General features: G+C 59.1%; 17 protein-coding genes and 3 pseudogenes. 8 read left to right on the top strand and 12 right to left on the bottom strand.

Features of this window, described 5'->3' with window-relative positions; translation table 11 throughout:
• Positions 1–188: 188 nt before the first annotated feature.
• Positions 189–569, bottom strand: coding sequence for a transposase DNA-binding-containing protein (locus tag AC0YKC_RS33350; RefSeq protein WP_488514161.1), 381 nt, complete (start codon positions 567–569; stop codon positions 189–191).
• 128 nt (positions 570–697) lie between these two features.
• Here AC0YKC_RS33350 and AC0YKC_RS33345 point away from each other — a divergent pair, with 128 nt between their 5' ends.
• Complete coding sequence (locus AC0YKC_RS33345; protein ID WP_488514160.1) at positions 698–1,927, top strand: ATP-grasp domain-containing protein; 1,230 nt, start codon at positions 698–700, stop codon at positions 1,925–1,927.
• Between the two features lie 215 nt (positions 1,928–2,142).
• On the opposite strand, the pseudogene AC0YKC_RS33340 reads toward AC0YKC_RS33345, so the two are convergent.
• Positions 2,143–2,478, bottom strand: a pseudogene (locus tag AC0YKC_RS33340) (transposase); the annotation flags it as partial.
• A 77-nt stretch (positions 2,479–2,555) separates the two neighbouring features.
• Here AC0YKC_RS33340 and AC0YKC_RS33335 point away from each other — a divergent pair.
• The 4 genes and pseudogenes from AC0YKC_RS33335 to AC0YKC_RS33320 all read left to right on the top strand — a co-directional run.
• Positions 2,556–2,696, top strand: coding sequence for a hypothetical protein (locus AC0YKC_RS33335; RefSeq protein WP_488514159.1), 141 nt, complete (start codon positions 2,556–2,558; stop codon positions 2,694–2,696).
• 13 nt (positions 2,697–2,709) lie between these two features.
• A complete protein-coding gene (locus AC0YKC_RS33330) occupies positions 2,710–2,982 on the top strand; it encodes a hypothetical protein (RefSeq protein WP_488514158.1) in 273 nt (90 codons plus the stop codon).
• Positions 2,979–3,335 carry an IS66 family insertion sequence element accessory protein TnpB gene (gene tnpB, locus AC0YKC_RS33325; RefSeq protein ID WP_488514157.1) on the top strand — a complete coding sequence of 119 codons (357 nt, stop codon included), beginning with the start codon at positions 2,979–2,981 and terminating at the stop codon, positions 3,333–3,335. Before AC0YKC_RS33330 ends, tnpB begins: the two co-directional genes overlap by 4 nt.
• A gap of 69 nt (positions 3,336–3,404) precedes the next feature.
• Positions 3,405–3,850: pseudogene (locus AC0YKC_RS33320) on the top strand (IS66 family transposase); the annotation flags it as partial.
• Here the strand turns inward: AC0YKC_RS33320 and AC0YKC_RS33315 are convergent.
• The 7 genes and pseudogenes from AC0YKC_RS33315 to AC0YKC_RS33285 form a co-directional block, all read right to left on the bottom strand.
• A pseudogene (locus tag AC0YKC_RS33315) lies at positions 3,846–4,477 on the bottom strand (transposase); the annotation flags it as partial. The pseudogenes AC0YKC_RS33320 and AC0YKC_RS33315 sit on opposite strands and share 5 nt — an antisense overlap.
• 254 nt (positions 4,478–4,731) lie before the next feature.
• Positions 4,732–5,844 (bottom strand): mandelate racemase/muconate lactonizing enzyme family protein, encoded by a 1,113-nt coding sequence (locus AC0YKC_RS33310; RefSeq protein ID WP_488514156.1) that lies wholly within the window; start codon positions 5,842–5,844, stop codon positions 4,732–4,734.
• Between the two features lie 164 nt (positions 5,845–6,008).
• On the bottom strand, positions 6,009–6,131 hold the full coding sequence (locus tag AC0YKC_RS33305; protein WP_488514155.1) for a hypothetical protein: 123 nt from the start codon (positions 6,129–6,131) through the stop codon (positions 6,009–6,011).
• 91 nt (positions 6,132–6,222) lie between these two features.
• Positions 6,223–6,738, bottom strand: a complete 516-nt coding sequence (locus AC0YKC_RS33300) for a GNAT family N-acetyltransferase (protein ID WP_488514154.1) — start codon at positions 6,736–6,738, stop codon at positions 6,223–6,225.
• Positions 6,739–6,963: 225 nt separating this feature from the next.
• Entirely contained in the window at positions 6,964–7,806 is an 843-nt protein-coding gene (locus AC0YKC_RS33295; RefSeq protein ID WP_488514153.1) for a 2OG-Fe(II)-dependent halogenase WelO5 family protein, read from the bottom strand.
• Positions 7,796–9,055 carry a diaminobutyrate--2-oxoglutarate transaminase gene (gene ectB / locus AC0YKC_RS33290; protein ID WP_488514152.1) on the bottom strand — a complete coding sequence of 420 codons (1,260 nt, stop codon included), beginning with the start codon at positions 9,053–9,055 and terminating at the stop codon, positions 7,796–7,798. Before ectB ends, AC0YKC_RS33295 begins: the two co-directional genes overlap by 11 nt.
• Before the next feature lie 163 nt (positions 9,056–9,218).
• Positions 9,219–9,908, bottom strand: a complete 690-nt coding sequence (locus AC0YKC_RS33285; protein ID WP_488514162.1) for an OmpW/AlkL family protein — start codon at positions 9,906–9,908, stop codon at positions 9,219–9,221.
• Positions 9,909–11,459: 1,551 nt separating this feature from the next.
• Here AC0YKC_RS33285 and AC0YKC_RS33280 point away from each other — a divergent pair.
• From AC0YKC_RS33280 to AC0YKC_RS33270, 3 genes are read left to right on the top strand one after another with little or no spacing between them, the layout of a single operon-like run.
• A complete protein-coding gene (locus AC0YKC_RS33280; RefSeq protein WP_488514151.1) occupies positions 11,460–11,735 on the top strand; it encodes an SAM-dependent methyltransferase in 276 nt (91 codons plus the stop codon).
• Positions 11,654–12,076: an SAM-dependent methyltransferase gene (locus AC0YKC_RS33275; protein ID WP_488514150.1), complete on the top strand. Its 423-nt coding sequence runs from the start codon at positions 11,654–11,656 to the stop codon at positions 12,074–12,076. The genes AC0YKC_RS33280 and AC0YKC_RS33275 overlap by 82 nt, the downstream gene beginning before the upstream one ends.
• 16 nt (positions 12,077–12,092) lie before the next feature.
• A complete protein-coding gene (locus tag AC0YKC_RS33270; RefSeq protein ID WP_488514149.1) occupies positions 12,093–12,488 on the top strand; it encodes an exopolysaccharide production repressor protein in 396 nt (131 codons plus the stop codon).
• Between the two features lie 1,222 nt (positions 12,489–13,710).
• On the opposite strand, the gene AC0YKC_RS33265 is transcribed toward AC0YKC_RS33270, so the two are convergent.
• The 3 genes from AC0YKC_RS33265 to AC0YKC_RS33255 all read right to left on the bottom strand — a co-directional run bounded on the left by AC0YKC_RS33265 (position 13,711) and on the right by AC0YKC_RS33255 (position 19,641).
• Positions 13,711–13,923: a cold-shock protein gene (locus AC0YKC_RS33265; RefSeq protein WP_488481525.1), complete on the bottom strand. Its 213-nt coding sequence runs from the start codon at positions 13,921–13,923 to the stop codon at positions 13,711–13,713.
• 977 nt (positions 13,924–14,900) lie between these two features.
• A complete protein-coding gene (locus AC0YKC_RS33260; RefSeq protein ID WP_488514148.1) occupies positions 14,901–15,572 on the bottom strand; it encodes a hypothetical protein in 672 nt (223 codons plus the stop codon).
• A gap of 1,177 nt (positions 15,573–16,749) precedes the next feature.
• Complete coding sequence (locus AC0YKC_RS33255; RefSeq protein ID WP_488514147.1) at positions 16,750–19,641, bottom strand: shikimate kinase; 2,892 nt, start codon at positions 19,639–19,641, stop codon at positions 16,750–16,752.
• Positions 19,642–19,695: the final 54 nt, after the last annotated feature.

Genomic DNA, 19,695 nt, shown 5'->3' with positions numbered 1-19,695 from the left:
GGCGTAACTTTGGGCGAACTCGTCGAAATGTGGTACGTCTCGGTGAAGCTTTCGATTACACACATCGGCTTGATCGCTTGATCCAATGGAGATGCCGAAGGCGATGTCGTTGCAAGCAAGTCATACCACGCCACGGATTCCCCTCGAGTAAGTCAGAACCTGCGGCAATGTGTTGATGGCGGCGAACTTCACCCGCAGCCAGGTCGTCTCGCCCTGATCGATCGTAATGCGATGACTCGCCCAGGGCGCCCCGCAAGTCGGGTAAAGACGCTGCCCAGTGTTGTAGCGCCGGGGTTGATGTGGAGCCGATTTTGCCCAGCTGCGCGCGGTTGTAGACAAATTCGGTTGTGTCCCGCAGGATAAGGATCGGACTTTCGCTTGCCGCAACGCGCCCCGAAGTCGCAGCGAGATGGCCAGCGAGAGCCGCTATGCTCCGTCACCCGAGGGTTGTCAAAGAAGCGGTAGATCGCCTTCGCCGCTTCCCAGTCGCCACAGAAGGACGGGCCGCTGCTTAGACCACTGGTGATATCGTCCTGGCCGGTACCTCGACTATCGAGATCATACTGCAACAAAACCTTCAATACACTTCACAGACTCCTTGCACTCTAAATGCTAAGAAGGGGTACGTTACCACAAGAAATAAATTTACACCAGGTCGACAACGGCTAAACAGTGCGCAATAGAGGTCAAAGATTCAGTGAAAAAACGAGCAATTATCCTGATTGAAGGTCATCCAAGGGGGAACGCTTTGCTATACGCTAGAGCGGCCCGGCAGCTTGGACTTCATCCAATTACCCTTTCGGCAGACCCATCCCGCTACGGCTACCTTGCGGCGGAAAATATCGAGTCAATCCAAATCAATACAAACAACCTCGATGCGCTGATCCAAGAATGTTCTCGGCTGCGTGAGACCTACGATATTGCTGGGGTTACTGGCGCGTTGGACTCGGTGTATGCGACAGTTGCCAAACTCTGCCGGCATTTCGATCTGGCTGGACCGGACCCCGCATCGATCGATCAATGTCTCGACAAATTCGCTCAACGTCAGCTCCTCGCCGAAGCCGGTCTTCCGATACCTGGATATCGCTTGGCAGCGGATGCCACGGAGGTAAAAAGCTCCGCTGCGGAGCTCGGCCTGCCAGTGGTTCTTAAGCCAGCCGAAGGCAGCGGTAGCCGTGGTGTCCGATTGTGCCGCAAGGTCGATGAGTTGACCGAGCATACGAACTATCTTTTGAGCGGGAAGCACGTATGGCGATCACAACCGAGGATACTAGTCGAAGAATTCGCACAAGGTCCCTATTATTGCGCCCATACAATGGGAATTGATGTCGTTGGGATTGAAGGCGGCGAGTTGGGGCCCCCACCTTTTTTCGTCTTTCGCTCGACCACCTGCCCGCCCCTGCTTACTGATGATGAGCATAACCGCATCGCGGATGTTTCGCTGAGCTGCCTGCACGCTCTCGGCCTTGGCTGGGGGCCAGCTTGTATTGAATTCCGGTGGACGAAGCGCGGCCCAGTCGTCATTGAAGTCAACCCTCGTCTTGGTGGCGTGCCCTCTCCTCAACTGATTCAGCTGGCTCACGGGGTCGATCTCTTTACCGAGCATATCAAGCTTGTCATCGGCGACGAAATGGATTTGCGCAAAAGGCTTTCGCATACTGCGGCTTCACGGATCCTAGTTGCTGATCGGGATGGTGTCCTGGATTGGATCGGTGGCGAAAGTCGGGCAGCTGCAGTATCCGGTCTCGCCGAGGTCAAGTTCTATGTCGAACCCAAGGCGTCAATCATCAGGAAAGGCAGTATCGAAGACTGCATCGGACATCTCGTCGCCGCTTCATCCACTTTTGCTGAGACCGATGCGATACTTCGGCGTGCTGTCAACTTAATAGACTGGTCAATAACACCGTTCCAGACGCCTCGTGAATAAGCTCCGTGAGCTGGCGGCCTGATGCTACACAAGATCGTGAGGCGCTCGACCGAGCTAGAACGTACTCAACATTTTATTCCGCGTTCAGCCGCACCCGGCCTTTTTTGAGCAGGATCGGCGAGATATCAAGACCGACCACCCGCGCTCCATTTGGTGCCGTAACGGATCCTGTTGGAATTTTTCGGAGCAGCCTCCGGTAGGTTAAGATTATCTGCTCATGCGGCGAGGTCAATCTGCTGATCGAGTGGCTTCGTGGGAAGCGTCTGCCAGCCGTCGATCTTTCGCATCGAGATCTGGCCGGATGCCATCAACACGCAGAAAAGCATGGCCGCGGTTTCGGCCGAAGGCAGCACGGTCTGGGTCTTGATGCGTCGCTTGAACTCCTCATGCAGACGCTCAATCGCGTTGGTTGTTCTGGCGCCTTTCCATTGGCTCGGCGGCAGCCGGGTGAAGGCGAAGAGACGCTCGCCAGCCTCCTCCAGGCTATCGGCCACCGCGCGGCACTTGAGCCGCCATTTGCGCAGGAACGCCTTGCGGCGGGTCTCGATCTCGGTAAGCGCTGTTCCGGCAGCACCTTTCGCACGTGACGGTGAGGAACGATGTTCGGAGCCTTTGAGGGCTTCGACACATGACGATTTCCGAGCTTACGCTCAAGTCCAATGATGAGCCGGTTCGCCGGCTGGAAATCTTCACCGGCTCCGGTCGACGGCGGGAATGGCTGCCGGATGAGAAGGCGCGGATCGGTGGCGGAAAGCTACGAGATCGGTGAGACCGTGAGCGCCTTGTCGCCGCAGCAATTGTTCGCGTGGCGTCGGGCCGCTCGTCAGCCGTTGGCGGCATCGCCGGCACCCGAACCGCTCTTTTTTCCGGCGGTGGTGACATCGGCGCTTCCGGAACCCGCGCCGCCGTGTCCGGAACCGCCGCGCAAGCGCGAAGCAACCAACGCGACCGGTGTCATCGAGCTTGAGATCGACGGCATCGCCATGCGGGTTGGCCGCGGCGCCGATGCCAGGACGGTTGCGGCGGTCATCCGAGCGCTGAAGGCAACGTCGTGATTGGGCCGACGGGTACCGTTAAGGTAATGGTGGCGACGAAGCCGGTGGACTTCCGCAAGGGTGCGGAGGGATTGGCCGCGCTGGTGCGTGAGACGATGGGCGCCGATCCGTTCAGCGGCGCGGTCTATGTCTTCCGCGCGAAACGGACGGATCGGATCAAGCTGATCTTTTGGGACGGCACCGGCGTCTGCCTTTATGCGAAGCAGTTGGAGGATGGCGAGGTCCGCTGGCCGAAGGTCCAGGATGGCGTGATGCGGCTGACGGCAGCTCAGTTGTCGGCGCTGCTTGAAGGGCTTGATTGGCGGCGCGTTCATGAAGCCCGCCGGACGCGCGCTCCGGCGCAGGCGGGTTGATCCGCGACCAAGTGAATCAGCCTAGATTCCGCTGTCGCCCGGAGCTGGCGGATATGGTCTCATCCGATCATGGTGATGACGGCGGACCAGCTTCCCGACGATCCGGATGTGCTGAAGGCGATGGTCCTGGCGCGCGATGTCGAGAATGCTCGCCTGACCCAGATCATCAAGGAATTGCAGCGTCACCGCTTCGGCCGCCGGGCCGAGAGCCTGCCCGAAGATCAACTGCTCCTTGGCCTCGAGGAGGCCGAGCAGATCGAGGCGGCAGGCGAGGAAGAGGCCGAACGTGCCGATCCCGACACGCGCAGGGAGCGCAACGCAAGGCGGCGGCCGAACCGGGGTGCGCTGCCGCCGCATCTGCCGCGCATCGAGATGGTCTCGACATCGAGGACCATGCCTGCCCATGCTGCCGCAACGGCCTTCACCGGATCGGCGAAGACGTCAGCGAACGGCTCGACATCGTGCCGGCGCAACTGCGCCTGATCGTCGTGCGCCGACCCAAATATGCCTTTCGAGAATGGCCCGCCAGGCCTCGGTCCTCTCGCCGACCATGTTCTTGACCGCGAGCAGGATCTTCTGGCCGTCCGCGCGCAATGATCACGAGCGGCGAGATCGATGCCGCCTTGCGGTCGAGCCTGACACGAACTACCGTGCCGTCGAGGACCAGGCGCACGATCGGCTCGTCGGCAAGCGAGCGGGCATTCCAGGCGTCCCAGTCCGTCTTCACCTTGCGCCAAGGTGCGGCGAGATAGACCGAGGCAATCAGCGCCGGCCATCGTGCGCCGCTGGTAGGCGCGCAAGGCCTTCCTGTTCCATTCGAGCGTCTTGTCCTCGCCGGCCTCAAGGCGGGCCAGTGGAACCGTGATCGCGGTGCTGCCGAAGGTCCCTGTCGGCGTGCGCGTCCGACTGCCGTGGCGGTGACCGGCAATGCCGGTGGTCTCATCACTGCGCGCCGCCGGCTGCCGGCCATAGCGGGGACGGGCAAGCACCGCGTCCAGCTCGGTCTCGAGCATCGTCTCGATGAAGCCGCGCACCCGCTCGCGCAGGCCAGCTTCGATCGGATCAAACCAGTTGTCGAAAACATAGCCCGTCGCCTCATCCCCAGGATGAACGGCTTCGGCATTCATGGTAGTCCTTGTCATGTCGTAGCCTCCTGTCCGGCGCTCTAACGCCGGATGATTCGAGGTTTGACACCCCGGAGACTACGCCAACTTTCAATTCCAACCACTTCCCAGACAGCACCAGGGTTTTGACGAAGGCTTCTGACATGCCGTTATCCAGGGCATCAGAACGACATTGCCAAAGAGCGAAAATTGCAGCCGCAATTCGAGTGCCAAACTGGGAACAGCTATGCGCTGCACTGGGCCGCGAAGGCAGGTCAAAGACCAGCTAATTGTCAATCCCTGCCGCCGTACACGGCTATCGGCTCGCCAAGGCTGCCAGGCAAGATGTCTTGACCAAGTCCGGGCCGATCCGATGCTTCCACCACTGCTCCGTCTTGGACTAGGATGGGTGCATCCGTTAGCGGGTCGGAGACAACGGTTAGCGGGTCGTACACAGAGTGACGGAACTCCTTCGGGGTGGACTGCGCAAAATGAAAGATCGCCGCCTGGACTATCCCGCTCCCCCCTACGTCTTGAATGGTCATCGGCAGTCCTGCCGTCACACACATGTCACGCGCACGGCGCGCCTTTGTCAGGCCACCCACTCTTGAAATCTTGATATTGACCAAATCGGCTGCCTGATCCGCGATGATCCGCATTACCATCTCAGGCGAATCAATTATCTCGTCGAGGATCATTGGGTGATCAGTCCGCCGCCTCACCGCGAGGCAGTCCTCGTACGAGGCGCAAGGCTGCTCTATATAGACGTCAATATCCCGAATTTGTCGCATCACTCGCAGAGCCTGATCCCGTGTCCAACCACGATTGCAGTCGGCATAGTATTCCTCACCGGGTTGGGCTTGATCGAGAAGTGCTCGTATCTTTGACACGTCGTCTGCAACCTCTCCGCCCAACTTCAATGACATACGCCGGTATCCTTTCTCGCGGAAAGCTACGGTCATTGCCAGCATCTCTTCAATCGAGCCCACAGTGGGGGCACACATAAGATCTAATCCCCCTTCGAACCTTCCACCGAGAAGATCGCACAGCGGCATTCCCGTTGCTTTACCGAGGATGTCGCAACACGCCATGTCGATCGCCGATTTAGCGTACGGATGACCGAACAACACATGATCCATCAGGTAGTTGATCCGATCGAGTTGGAGCGGGCTTTCTCCAATGAGATGAGGGGCCAATTCGTCGATGGCTGCTCTGGCCCCCTTTGCAAACGCCGGCAGATAGTTTCCTCCCAGGGTCTGGAGTTCGCCCCACCCGACAATCGCCGCATCAGCTTCAATTTTCACGATGGTGCTTTCGAAAGATCTCCACGTCCGGCCGCGCGATAGGCTGTAACCCTGCGGGAAAGGAGTCACAATCTCAAAAACCGATATGCGATCTATCTTCATTAGGTGCCACTCCTTCGTCGGAGGCCGGAAAAACAGTCAACGACATTTGCAACTTTGGATTGTCAGCTATCTGCTCCTTCGTTGAGGCTGCCCATGCTGGACGGCGCCAGACTGCCACGTGAACAGGATGTGAACAGGACATTGTGAGATTTCATTCTGCGCCCTCAGCTACCGTGAGCTCGATGCTTGTGAGTTTTACCGCATTCGGCCGCATCCGATTCGGCCATTTTTTGAATAAGCTCGGCGAGACCACCAAGACCGGCCGCCAGCGCGCTGATGATCTTCACCGAGCGCTCGCCATCCTCCTCACCACAAAAGTGAAGCTTGAAACAGAGTCTCATCCCGCGTCATTTCGCAAACTATCGATCCCAACGTGCTCTACTTGGCGCGAGGCGCGTTCATAGGTCTGCACTTGTGCTTATACCATTCCGGCCTCAGTAGCGACAATACCAGCTCGTCGCGATGCTCCCCGCGAAAGAAGGAGGCGGCCCGCGCCACTCCTTCAGCAACAAAGCCAACGGCCTCGTAGCAGCGCCGCGCCCTGAGATTTTCGGGAAAGCAGCAGATCACGAGCCTATGGACGTCAGTCTCCGTGAACGCTGCGTCAACTACGGCGCACGTCATTGTTGTGCCGAGTCCTCTGCCCGGGTCAGCGACCGCAACGCGTTCTACAAGTGTAGCCTGCTCCAGAGAAGCCCAGTCCCGCAGGATGGCGAAGCCGAGCGGCATTCCGTTAGCCTCGGCGACAAAGTAGGCATAACGAGAATCGGCAAGCGCCGCAATATGCCGCGCTTCCTCCCAGCGACCGACCAGCGCCTCGTATCCTTCCAGCCGCTCGGTGCGCATGATGAATGGGATGTCGGCGGCCGCGGCCCGCCTTAAGGTCACGCTCATTGGAAAACCCATTCGGCCGATACTTCGCAACATTGCTCCATCTCATGATAGCTATTGTGGATGAGCCATAGATTTGGATTTGAATCGCTCGGTGCTCACCTATGAATGGCGTGGTGGTGCTGAGGATGTTGGCGCCGTGGAGGTCGTCGCTGCCACGCGGCTGTGCATCGAGCAGAGAACGTTGGCGGCTCAATGCCCGCATAAGCCAGTCGCCGCTACCCAACGCTAAGTCCACCAGAGAACAAGGTCTGGTCGCGCGAATCCGAAAAAGCTGTTGAGCACCAACCGACGCCTTCCGTTGCCGGATTGACCGGTGACCCCGTGGACGAAACCGCCGTCGATCAGGGCGATATCCCCGGCGGTGAGCTGGAATTCGCGATAAGGAACGTCTTCAAGATAGGCTGCCGAATAGGGATATCCCGTGGTCTCCACATCTTGCGACTTTCGGTCACTGACTGTCGGCTTGTGGCTCCAAAGCCGCAGATTGCCACCCTGCTCGGCCATGCTGGGGTAGAAGTTGAGCGCTGCGACGGTGTTGTGCGCCACCGCAGAAAGCTCGTAATCGTTCCCGGCATATAAGACCTGAGCCACATCGTCGTGGGGGGCCAAGGAAAACGTGCCGCTGCCAGACCAACTGAGGGCGCGACAGACATTAGCCTGACCGTGCTCCGAACGGGCCAGCCGCAGTTCAATGCCCTGGTTGTGAAGCTCGCGCTTCAACGCCTCGAATAGTGATCGAACGGGATCAACCAAATTGCCAAAAAGGGCTTCGACGTATGGTCGGACAGTTTCCGATGCTGTGAAATAGCTGGCTGCATCGTTCCTGTAGTGGGATGCGCCGACATATTGTCCGGGGACGCCGTCTTTGCGTTCCCCGAGGCCGGGGCTGCTAACAAAGTTCGCGGTGATTTCTTCGGCTATTTCCGAACTGAAGGCTTGCTTGATGTGCAGAGCAGTGATCTCACCTTTCAGGACTGAGACGATATCCGCAGTGCTGATTAAGCCGGTTCGTTCCCTGATCGTAGGAGGCGAGATGGCTGGCGCTTGACCTGCTTCGTTAGTGCCCATTGGCTTGCTCCTTTAGTGCGTGATCCAGAATGGCGATGCCATGATCAAGTTCGTCCTCGGTGATGGTTATCGGTGGCAGGACTTTAATGACGTCGCGATTCGGTCCTGAAGATTCGATCAGCAGGCCATTTTCGAATGCGACATCGTGGACACGGCCGACGACAGCCTGGGAGCGGCATTTGAGACCGGCCATCAGACCGCGGCCGCGCTTTCGTTCGATGCAATCGGGGAATTTCGCAACGAGGCTATCCAAGTGTCCTTGCAGTTTGGCGGCTGTTCGCTCGACGCCTGCAGTAAACTGGCTGTCGGACCACAGTTTGCACATCGCTCCTGCAGTCACGAAGGCGAGATTGTTGCCTCTGAACGTACCGCTATGTTCACCTGGATTCCAAATGTCCAGATCGGGGCGTATCAGAACGATGGAGAACGGGCTACCTGATGCGCTGAGGGACTTTGAAAGACATACGATATCGGGATCAATACCTGCGAACTCGAATGAGAAAAAATCGCCCGTTCGTCCGGCACCCGCCTGAATGTCGTCGACGATCAAAACAACACGGTGCTTGCGGCAAATGCGCTGAATTTCTGAAAGCCAGGTAGCTGACGCCGTGTTCATTCCGCCTTCCGCCTGAATGGTCTCCAGAATGATCGCGGCAGGCTTTTCAATGCCGCTGCCTGGATCGCCCAAAACGAAGTCTATGTAGCTCGCGGAATCGAAATCCTGGTTCGGATATCCGTCGTAGGGAATGCGGATCACATCGTGGCGAGCAACACCGCCCAATTCCCTGGTCGATGCCGAACCCGAAACCGCCAGGGACCCAAGCGACATGCCATGGAACGCATTCGTGAATGCCATGACGCTCGAGCGGCCGGTATATTTTCGCGCCAGCGCCAGCGCTGCTTCGTTGGCGTTTGTGCCGGTCGGCCCGGGAAACTGTATCTTGTAGGAAAGCCCCCTGGGCTTCAGGATCGAATCCACCAACGATTCAATGAATTCACGCTTTGCGGACGTATACATATCGAGGGATAGAAGAATGTTCTCGCCAATGAGATACTCAATCGCCGGCGCGATGATATTCGGGTTGTTGTGCCCATAATTGAGGGCACCCGAGCCTACGAGGAAATCGATATATGGCTTACCGGCCTCGTCCCAGATCGTCGCTCCAAGGGCCCTTTTGAAGACTGTAGGAAAGGACCGCCCGTAGCGACGGACGTTAGATTCGTAAGCCGCGAAAACGTCTGTATTCATCGTAGGGCTCCGCACGTGGTGCCTCATGAACAGGTTGCACATAGACTCGTTTTGCTGGCGACATATCCCCACAGGCCAGAGCCAGAATGTCAGCCTCGCAGTTCCATCATCGGGGCGTTTTCGCCTGCCCGAAATCGGTGCCGTAGGTTCACATGGCGACCCATTAGAAGCGGTATGTGAGGCCTGCACCAATTAGCCAGGGGTCAAGCTTGGCCTTGCCCTTCAGATCTGCGCCAGCCACTTTGACGGTAAAATCTGGTTCCAGGAAAAGCTTCTTGACGTCGAAGTTGACCCCCCAGTGCTGGTCCAGCATGTAATCGAAGCCGACCTGCAGCGCGGCGCCAAAGGTGTTCTTCACATGGAGAGCATCCGCGCTGCCGACACTCTGATTGTAGAAGACGGTGTAGTTCAAGCCGGCCCCAACATAGGGTCGGAAGGCCCCGAACTCGGTAATATGATATTGCAGCGTGAGTGTGGGTGGCAGCACCCAGACTTTGCCGACGTTCCCCAGCGCGCCGATCGCTCCGGCGCCGTCGACCTTGGCCGAGGTGGTGGCAAGTATGAGTTCGGCAGCGATGTTTTCTGTGAAGAAATAGGAAATGTCGAATTCCGGGATTATAGTGTCTGAATAGGAGAGATTGGAACCTGCAATCCCGCCGACGTAACCTGAATCGTTGGTCTTCACTCCCAACGCGCGGACGCGGATCTGCCATGGACTCGGCGTCTCAACCGGCCCCTGATCCTGTGCGACGTTAGGTTGCACAGGGTCTGCCGCCAAGGTTTGCTGGCTCATTGCGATAAGGACGGTGAACGCTGTAGCGACCTGCGCCGCAGCCATCCGCACTTTTGTCATCATGTTCTCTCCTGATATCTGACACCGCCGTTGCTACACCGATTGCGCGCTTGACGATTGCTCATCAGCGCTCTCCGGAAGCTTCACTGGCAGCGTTGCATTTGTCGTGCCAACGGCAAGCAGATTGAAAAACAGCAGCATTCGCTTCCGACGAGCCCGTGGCGGAGCTGATCCTGTCGTGTTTCGAGCTGATACTGTCGTGTTGCCCACAAATCTGACTAACGACCGCAAGCGTGCGAGAACTATCCCTGCCCTATTTCGCCAGAGGATGGGTGCAATCCGCATCCACGGGTTGCCTTGCGGGCGAAACTCCGGCCGTCGACATGGCCGGCCGCCGCACCGGATAGCATGCATGACGCTTGGCCACTGCTAAAGGGCGGAGACTTGAGCGGCATCCAACCGGTCGTCTGCGAGCGTGGTGCCGGTGCCGTCGCCGGTGTCCTCATGGAGTGGCGGCGCTCGTCAGCATCGCCTGCATCTGCTGGAGCACAGGCGTAAGGATCACGCGCGGCAAGTGATGAGATGGCGCTGTAAAGCGCCGACTAGTCGGCCCTAGGCCCTGCGCGATTTGACCACCAGGAACCGATGGCCGCAGAACTGAGACCGATAAGACCGCAGGCAAGAAGCTGAAAAAGGTGTCGCTTGGATACTGTGTGGTGAGTTCCCGAGCCGTATTCGTTCGTCGACAAAGGCGGTCCACTATAAGATATCTTGGCGCGCATGGACTCCGACCAGGCTTTGTCGCGAATTTGCCCAGAAGGTTCAATCTGCAGCAAGTGAGGACATAGCCGGCATAAGGTTTGCAGGAGCTGCGCATCGGAGCGATCCGCAAGTTTGCGGGTCAGGGAGGCTCCACGATGCCGCAACCGTCTGATAGTGACGCGGCCCCCTCTTGGCAGAGCTCGGCTTTAGCGACCGTTGGGCCACGGAAGGCGAAACCTCGTGGTTCCGAATTCGATGGCTACGTGGCCCTGCGTGAACTCCGCCGAAAATGCTAGCTCGAACGAGACAATGCCCCACAAAGGGATCGCGAGTTGGTCAATCAAGTCCGCTCGGACATTTACCGCTTCGATGTCTTGCATCCAAACAATCCATTGTTCTGATCAACAGGTATAAATTAGGGATGGCTACAATTATCTGCTGATCAAGCGATGGCAAGCGAAAGAGCGTACCCCGTGCTTCAGGAAGTCGCCGTAGAAGATCTGTTCGTGCGCTCTGTGGCGCGATGGAATAGGACGTCTGCGTGGCGGGACAGATCTCGCTCCTCTTCCTCTCGCCATTGGACAATGCGCACTCCGCTTCCGCTTCCGGTTCGCACTGCCCGACAAAATCTTGGCTCGCAGGCCATCTCTCGGCCATCCTCGCCTCTTCTTGCCTGCAAAAGACAATCCGGAGAACAAGTCTCTGACTCCGATACCGTTAGATTCGGAGTTCGCCGGCAACACCAGGCAATTTCGCAGGCGCCGCATGCTCCCCATGTTGCCCCCGGCGGACAGATACCGCTGACGCAGCTTTGGCCTAATGCGTGCAAGAATGGCAGAGGGCTCATCATTGTCGCACGACGATCATCAACTCTTGCGTTTGGAATTGCCCAAAAGCAATCACTGGCAGATCAACGCGAGCGCCTTCGAGCGCCAATGCCAACAGGCAGTTGTGCGGGTCGCATCTTGCGAAGGTTCCTTAGCGCGCGGCTTCAGGGGGTTGGGGACCAAGGCGTTCACCGAGCAGCTGGCGGCGCTGTGCGAATGGCGCACGGTCATGGGCGTCGAGCCGCAAATGCTTTCCCTGACGCGCCTGCGCATGCGAGATTTTTTGCACATCGATTAGGTGGTCTACGAGGACCAACGCAGATCAGGCACGGAGTTGTTCGACCTCGTCATCCTGGGCGGCGTGCTTTGCCATCTTCCGTGCACAGCGAACTGCGAACAGCGATCGAATATCTGGTACGCGTGTTTCCTCCGGACGGTCATCTGGTTTCCGAATCGCGGCGCGATTCAATTCGCCCACACCGGGGCCGTTTCGCCAATGCCGAGCCCGCGACAGCCACGTTGAACCCGAAGCTGTCTCAGCTGCTGCGCGTGCGATGTCGGGGCAATGTCCCCAGCGAGGACTATTTGTTCGAACTCTTTAAAAACGTCGCTCAACCAGCCGAAGTTTCGGCAAGCTAAAGACGGGATTAAGCAAATGGCCGCAGCCCGATTTGTTAGCGGCATGATCGGCACGTTGGCCGTTTTTGCGATCGCGACGTATTTCCTGACCGGCTCGTTTATCGCCGTGTTTGTGCAAGCCGGTCTGTGCGTTTTGCTCATGCAGGTCGCATATTCCTTGGCGGTGCTTTATCTCGTCTGGAAACAGGGCCTGGGGGCGGTCGTCGCACAAGATCCAAGAATGCCTTTGCGACAGACGGACACGAGCCTAAGCCAGCGTGCCAGACTTTCTTGCGCTGAGCTTCGCACCGCGCGTCAACATGGAGGCGAGCCAAGCCCTTGCGCCGAGCTTACGCAAGACAACGCTATCGCCGCAGTCGAATCAGAAGACTCGCATCCGATCACTGATGCCCGCCGCATCACTTCGTTCTGAGCGAGAGGCCTGTTTGCGCCTTCCACGTAGGCCTGTCGAGGCAGGCTTAGACTGAGACGACCGCCCGACCATTCGTCGGGGGCCCAGCGTCGGGACATTACACCCCCTGCGTTGCTGGCGCGCGTTTGGAAGCGGCATTGGCGGCTAAGCGTCATGAGCAGAACCAAAGCTGGCGGGAAATGAGAGCGCTCGCGCTCGGAGTGCCAAGCGTAACCCAGCAGGCCGCTTGGTTCGTGAGCTCGTGCCGCAGCGGGGCATGTCGGTTTCATTGATTGCCGTCCTCCACGGGTCGTTTCGCTTATCGCGGCTTGAGCTTTGATTGAGGCCAAGGTCATGGCTCCGGCCTCGGCCCGTTACGACGACAGGACGAAGCTGATCATTAGCGGTGCCAAATAAGGGTCGCGGTGGCGACGTACTTGCGCCAGCAGTTGGGCAGCCGTCGACCTCAAGCAACTCGGTCAAGAGCACAATGACGTCCAGGCGGCGTTCACCGCCCACGTCGCTTTGCGACCGCTAGACTTGCTCGCCACGGTTCCCGCAAAATGTTTTTAGGGCTGCCGTGCCAGGTTGCGCGAATGGCCACAGCAATCCGGCCTGCCTTAGCAGCGGCAACGAGAAAGTTCGCCACCACGTCCAAGACTGAAAGTTAGACCGCCAGCGCTGCCTGCCCTCAAGACATTCTGCTTTCGCCTCCCGATGATCGTGCGGCGATACAGGAGGAGCTCGAGGCCGAGATGGACGAGGCGTGCGCCCGAAGATGGGGCGCACACCTGAGCGGCTCGGCTAAAGTCAGGCTATTACAGCTGCTCCCTTCTCGCCCGAGAGGGCAAGCTTGAGCTGTTGGTTTCCGCGGGGAGCAAACCTTCTCCCAGCCGGCGAGGCACTGCGAGAAACACCGATATCGGTAGATCCTTTGTTTGGCCTTTTGCCCTTCTCGACAGGGGGCGAAAAGGCGCTTTTCCTCAGTGTCGGGTGAGGACGGCGCGGTGGCGATCACACTTCCGTTCTTCTCCGAGGATTGGCTTTGAGAGGGATCGGCAACAGTGGTTCGCGGTTTCGTTCATCCTGGGACCAGCCCGGCTTACTCGCAAACATCCCTTGGCTCACAATAGTTCGCGGCGGCTGGCAACAATCTGCTACCCCGGTCTGCGGTCGAGCCCGTGTCTCGTTCGCATCCGGGGCGTGGCGCTCCGGCAGGCTCCTGCCGGTCGCTGGAGAGGAGTCACCCAACTTTGCTGAGGTTGCCAGCGGAGGACTTGCCGGTGCGACGGTCCTGTTCGATCTCATAATTGATCTTCTGGCCGTCGGTGAGGGTCGAAAGGCCCGCGCGTTCGACAGCGGAAATGTGGACGAAAACATCCTGACCGCCGTTGTCAGGCTGGATAAAACCAAACCCCTTGGTGCTGTTGAACCACTTCACTGTTCCAGTCGCCATTTGCGTATTCCTTCGTAACAATTGCAACATTGACAGGCCATTAGGTCAGGCCGACTTGCTACCAATACTTCGGTGTTAGACGAGGCAAAAGCGGAAAATTGCCGCGTCGGGCTTGAATCGGCACGTGGTTGACGCACCCCATTAAGTGGTGGAATAGGAGAGTTTCTCGCTGGCAGCGGGGTGTTTGGTCTGTATGGGTTTTCCGGATCAGGCAAAAGTGAAGTGCGACGCGGGAGGCGCAGGGCCGGCATGGGCAAGTTCAGGTAGATGAAGTCCTGCACGTGGTCTCCTTGGTGACATGGGCCAAACCCGTGAGTTTGGTTGTGCTGGCGTAATATACGATGACGTTGCTGGCGGTCTCGCCGCAGATCGCGATCGAGGCGGGAGAGGGAGAGGTGAAAGATCGGCCGGTGGTTGCCATGGCGTGCTCGCCTTCGCACCCGATGCCGCATCGCTGTAGAAGTCGCTGGGGACCAGGCTGCTTGCTACCGTTGTTGACGAAGTCAGCGTTGAAACTGTCGTTGCGCCTACCGCATCTAAGGCGAAAGGCTTCGGATCGAAATCCTTGATACCGGCCACGTCCATAGGGGATCAGGTCGCTGGGAATTCGTTATCTGCCGCAAGCGTCGGATCATGGGAATGGAACACGAAAGTGTAATAGTCTTCGTCGCCGAACAGCAGTCGCTGCCGTCATGCACGTGGACGACATTGTTGTCGCACCGCTTTGAAGCGTGTCATTGTCCTCGTTATCCTCGGCTCCCTCGACGTAGTCATGCCGCGCCGCCGAAGGCTTGGGCACGCCCCCGGCCAGCATAGATTTGATCGTTATCGTCGCTGCCGAAAATGCTTTCGGCACTTAGACCGGCCCGGATATTTCCGTCACAAACACTCCTTACGATGCAGTCTCGCACACCCTGCCGTCTTGTTCCTGATTTGGATAACTGGCAACCAGCCCGCAAGTGAAAATTCGTGATCTTTCAGCGGCGGCCGAAGGCCAGGACCTCGGCTGTGTAGGTCTCCACCACCAGGCTGAAGGGCTGGTTCGCCCCGCTATAGAGGATGGCCCGGTGTCGAAGCACCTCATGGGGAATGGCCAGCGCCCCCTTCCCCGCCACCGGCAGGGGCGCGTCCATCTCCCATCCCTTGGGCAGCGGCGACCACAGCAGCTCGGCGCTAATGGTCTGGCGGCGAAAGTGCAGCGGCTGCACCACCTTGCCGAAGGGCTGATCGGTGGTGTCGAGTATCTGGTTCATCTGCGGTGTGAGGCGCGACGGGACGTACCAGTTATCGGCTTCGGAGAGCACTATCGCGCCACAGGCGAGCTGCACACGGCGGTACCGCACGGGTTCGTCGGCGCTGATGCCCAATGCCTCACGGCCATTTTCCGGCAGCAGTTTGTCATCGCCCTTCACGCGACGGGCGACGATCTTCGCTTCCGGCGCCAGCCCGTGGTCACCACACCATCGTTCCAGCGTGAGCGTGGCGCTGCTGTGGCTGAGCAGGTCAGCGTTCAGGGTTTCCAGCAGGGCCAGCGCCTCGGTGCGCGAGGCCGTGTCGTTGGTGAAGGGGCCGCGGGCCTGGGAGGGTGACGAGACCGTCACCATCAGGGCGAGGGAGGCTGCTGCTACGATGAAATTTCGAGTACCCATGCTACGAAATCCTTTGCGTTGCGTCACGAGGCGACGGCTGCAGGAACGCAGCCCGTGGCGGATTGAAAACATGCCGGCAGCCGCAACAACGAGACGCATCGTGTGCGCGACCGCAGATCGTTCGATGTATCCTATACCGGTCGGCAACCACCTGGTCAGGCTCGGTAGGCTTGCATGCCATCTTGCCTGCCCGATCGCGCCAACTCCGCCATGTAGGGTACGCCATCCACGGTGAAATTTGTCTGCGGCCGGGACGCGCTGGGCGGTGCGTTTTGCCACCGCATTCCGCGCATGAGGTCCACGGACGTCCGTCGGTCGCCGCGATTCCAGTTCCGGGGCGTATGCTGCTGGATCCGGCTGGCCCAAACGACGCCCCCCAAGTCGTTTGCTCAAAGGCGCATGACGGGCTGGGTTGATTGACGCTTGACGCTGGTGAATGAGCGGGTGAACCCAGGCCTCACCAAACGTTCGCCGTATCCAACTATCGGCTGACGACTGGCCCTTTTGATCCACCCCTGCCCAAAAGTCCGCCGAATTGGCATCGTGCGGCGCAGCGGCGGGTTCTTCCGCCGCATCATGCAATCGCCAAATCTCGTCTTGATCGAAACTCGATACTGCCGACGCGGCCCGCTGATACACTGGCTGGCCAGAGTTGGTCTCTCCGGCTGGCGAATACCCTGCGCCTTGCTCTGACGGAAGCGCTCAAGCATGCTCAACTCTTCGGCTCTTGTTGCCCGGGAACAACTTCCGAGCAAAGGCGCGGAGCAATCGGACTGAATGGATTGGAGTGGCTCGGATCCACGTTTAGCCTCTTACGTTCACAATCAAGTATGCACGGCGCCTTCTTTTGCTACTCTGGCTAGCTGTCGAGGCGCTGACGAACAGCCTGCTGTAAAGGGAGCCCTGAAACGGAGCGGAGCGGTTCTCTCGATCCTGTCCACTCGTCAATCTGATCCGCATGCCGTTCTCGGATGCCGTTACTTCGTCCCCATCGTTCTCAACGATGATATCAAAGCCGAGCGACGGAATCCCGGGCCGCTCGCGCACTGACATCAGTTCGCGGGAGGCGTTGCAAGAGGACGTCGAGGCGACGCACTGACAGGAGCGCCTTATCGCATCCGGCCGTCGGCCGGATGCAGGAGGTGGAGAAGCCGGACGGCAACCGAGCGGCTGGCCGTCATGGTGCCGCTTCCTCCAAGCCGGAACGAGCTTGGGCCTGCCTCCCCTCACCGCAAAGATGGGCGTGGAGCGCGGTCAGGCAAGCATTCGCGCTCTTGAGATCTCGTTGGTGCTGCGGGGCAATCGTGAGGTCAGCGAGCTTATAGACGGGATTGCTCGCCTGCATCAGGTTTGTGATGGTCTGGTCTTGGTCGGCGGTTTGCGCCTTCGGACCCTTGCGTCTCAGGTTCCGCTTGATCACGTCCTCGCTGGTATTGAGCCAGATCGAGACCGCCTTCTCGCCAACATGATGCCGGACTTCGTCGATCATGAATGCTTCACCACCGGTTGCGAGAACAGCCGGTCCTTGTTCGAGCGACTGCCTGATCTGGTTCACCTCAAGATCTCTGAAATGCGCCTCGCCATCCTCAGCGACAATCTTGGCTATGGACTTGCCGGTCTTCGCTTCGATTTCTCTATCGGAATCGACAAATCTCAGCCCTAGTCGTTTGGCGAGGGCACGGCCCACACTGGACTTCCCGGCGCCCTTCATGCCGACGAGCACGATCGATCGCGCATCGAGGGCGCCAAGAATCTCTGTTGCGAGCGGGGAGTGCTCCGCGCGTCGTTGCGGTGCTACGTGCAACCGACGAGCCAGGCTTGCACCAACTGTGCTATCCGCGTCGGCGTCCCAGTGAGGGATCGCCAGGGCTCCGTCGGGGATGACGACCTTGTTGCAGGCCTGTCGCACGCGCTCCAAGAGTTGCTCGGCTATGGACTGATCCAGGGGCTCATGGCTTTCTCGCTGCAGCTCCTGCAGCTTCTGCAGCTCCTTGTAGGTGTCGTGATTGTCGATTTTGGCCTTGTAGCTGTCAGCCGTGTGGAACTCCACCTCGAACCGGTAGCCGGCCGGCGTGGCGAAAACAGTCTTGATGCCTACGAAGGTGGGCGATCGCGACCTGAACCAGTTGGTCGTGCTGACTTCGGCATAGCCGCTCTCGTCGAAGGCCAAAATGGCTTTCTTGAAGGCACGTGTAAAATCCTTATCAGGGAATTCGAAGACGTGGCGTACAGCGTTGCTGATCAGCTGGGCGCCAGTCTCAGACGAGGCCTCCATGCCGACGAGTTGGTCGGTCATCGAGCTTTCCGATCTCAAACGCTGAGCAAGGTGGGGCATCTCCACCTGGATATCGGCGCCCCTGAGTGCCTCGGCAACCGCGATTGCCGTCGGGGTGATGTCTTTCTCTTCGGCTTGAGCGCGGGAAGCCTCCATTTGGGCGCGCAGTACGGCCTGCTCGCGAGTCAAGGTCGTTGTCATGACGGAATCATCGGCGACAAGTCCCCGGCGCGAGGGTTCAGGCAGTATGCCTCGCTGGGAAGCAAGTTGGATCGAGGCTTGCATGACCGAAGCCGCTAGCGTCGGATTGTCCTTCAGATCCTGCAATGTCGCGTCGACATCGAACCGGCCCTGGTTGAGGGCAGCCGCAATGCTCTTGGTGTAAGGCACTGGTTTCAACCCTGGTATCTGTTGCAGCAGGCGCCCGAGGTACCTGCTCTTGAACATAAAGATGTGCGCGCCAGTGTCGGACTTATAGGCGTCAGTTCCGACCTTGATACCCAGGCTCATGAGATTGTTTGCGCTTTGCACGAGGTCACGCGGGTTGTAACCATCGGGCCGCGGGTCGATGCGCGCAGGGTAACGGTCGACGAGGAGCTGGATGCGGTCTCGTGGCCGAGGTGTTGCCGAATAGGTCTCCGCCAGCTCCGGGAACAGCTCGCAGAGCGATTGGCTCATTTCGAGCTGTGGCTCACTCACACTGGCGGCTGTTGCGGGGCCGACTTGCTCATCCAGCTTCGCTGCCCACGCCTCCAGCTCGGCGACAAGCACCTCGGCCATCTCGCGTGCGACTGGATGGTCTGCCAGCTCTATCTCGTGCTGCGCCCTCTCGAGCTTGTCCTGGAGATCCTCAGCACTGACCTGTTCCTGCTCCAACAGGCCTCGGATGTCGCGCTTGAGTTCTTGGTGAAGACCTTCGTAGGTGCCGAATATCGCACGCTCGGCAAACCAGCGTCGGCCTTGATGCGATTGAGCGAGGAAGTTTCGCTGCAGGCCGGTATAGATTTCCAGAACATTGCGCGTGGCGGCGAGGATCTGGCTGGCGCGACCGAACTTGTAGCGACCGTCCTCAATCGCCGGGGTATGCGACTTTGGCGGCTTGAGAGAGCGCAGTCCGCGAGCCTGCTCCTCTTCGTCGAATTGCCTGACATGCTCGTAAAGCTGCGGCCGGTCGCCGACGATGATGAGGCTGTCTCCGTCGAAGTCACCGTCAAGTTTTTTCTGTTCACGGGTCGGCACGGCAATGAGCGAGCCCGGGGCAAACACCTCGGTCGCCTGCAGGATGCCGAGGCACTCAAGCGGCGTGTCCTCCTTGACGCGGTCCTTGCCCGAGGTCCAGCTCGAATGGCACTTGACGTCCTCGGCGGACAGGATCAGCCCACGGTCGGCGTAGGCTGCCGGCCACATCTTATCCGGCACAACGATCAGGATGCCTTTGGCAAAAAAGGTCGGATCGTCAGCCGCCAGCTCCTTGCCCGCCTTCTGGGCGACGTTGAAGCTGTATTGGATGGCCGTGCAGTTGTCGAGAAACACAGCGGTCGGATCCCCTTCGACGGCCGACTTGACTCCTTCGGCCGCAAACGGGCGCAGGTTCGGCTTGTCATAGGGCGAGCGCCCGATCAGCACGCCGCTCGTCCCCGCCAACATCTCGCTCTTGAGCGTCGGCACATGGAGACACTCATCGCTGGAGGGTACGGCAACCGCACCGGGACCGTCGATATGTCCGGCGGTCACGGTGCGAAACAGATCTTCAGCCGACAGCTCTTGGCCTTGTCGGCTCTCGAGCCAGGTCATGGCTTTCTCTCGCGCCTCATCCGCCACTTGCTCGCCGCGCGGATAATGTTGCAG

It is taken from the genome of Mesorhizobium sp. CNPSo 4661 (assembly GCF_057784215.1).
This window is presented reverse-complemented; position numbering and strand designations above follow the sequence as displayed.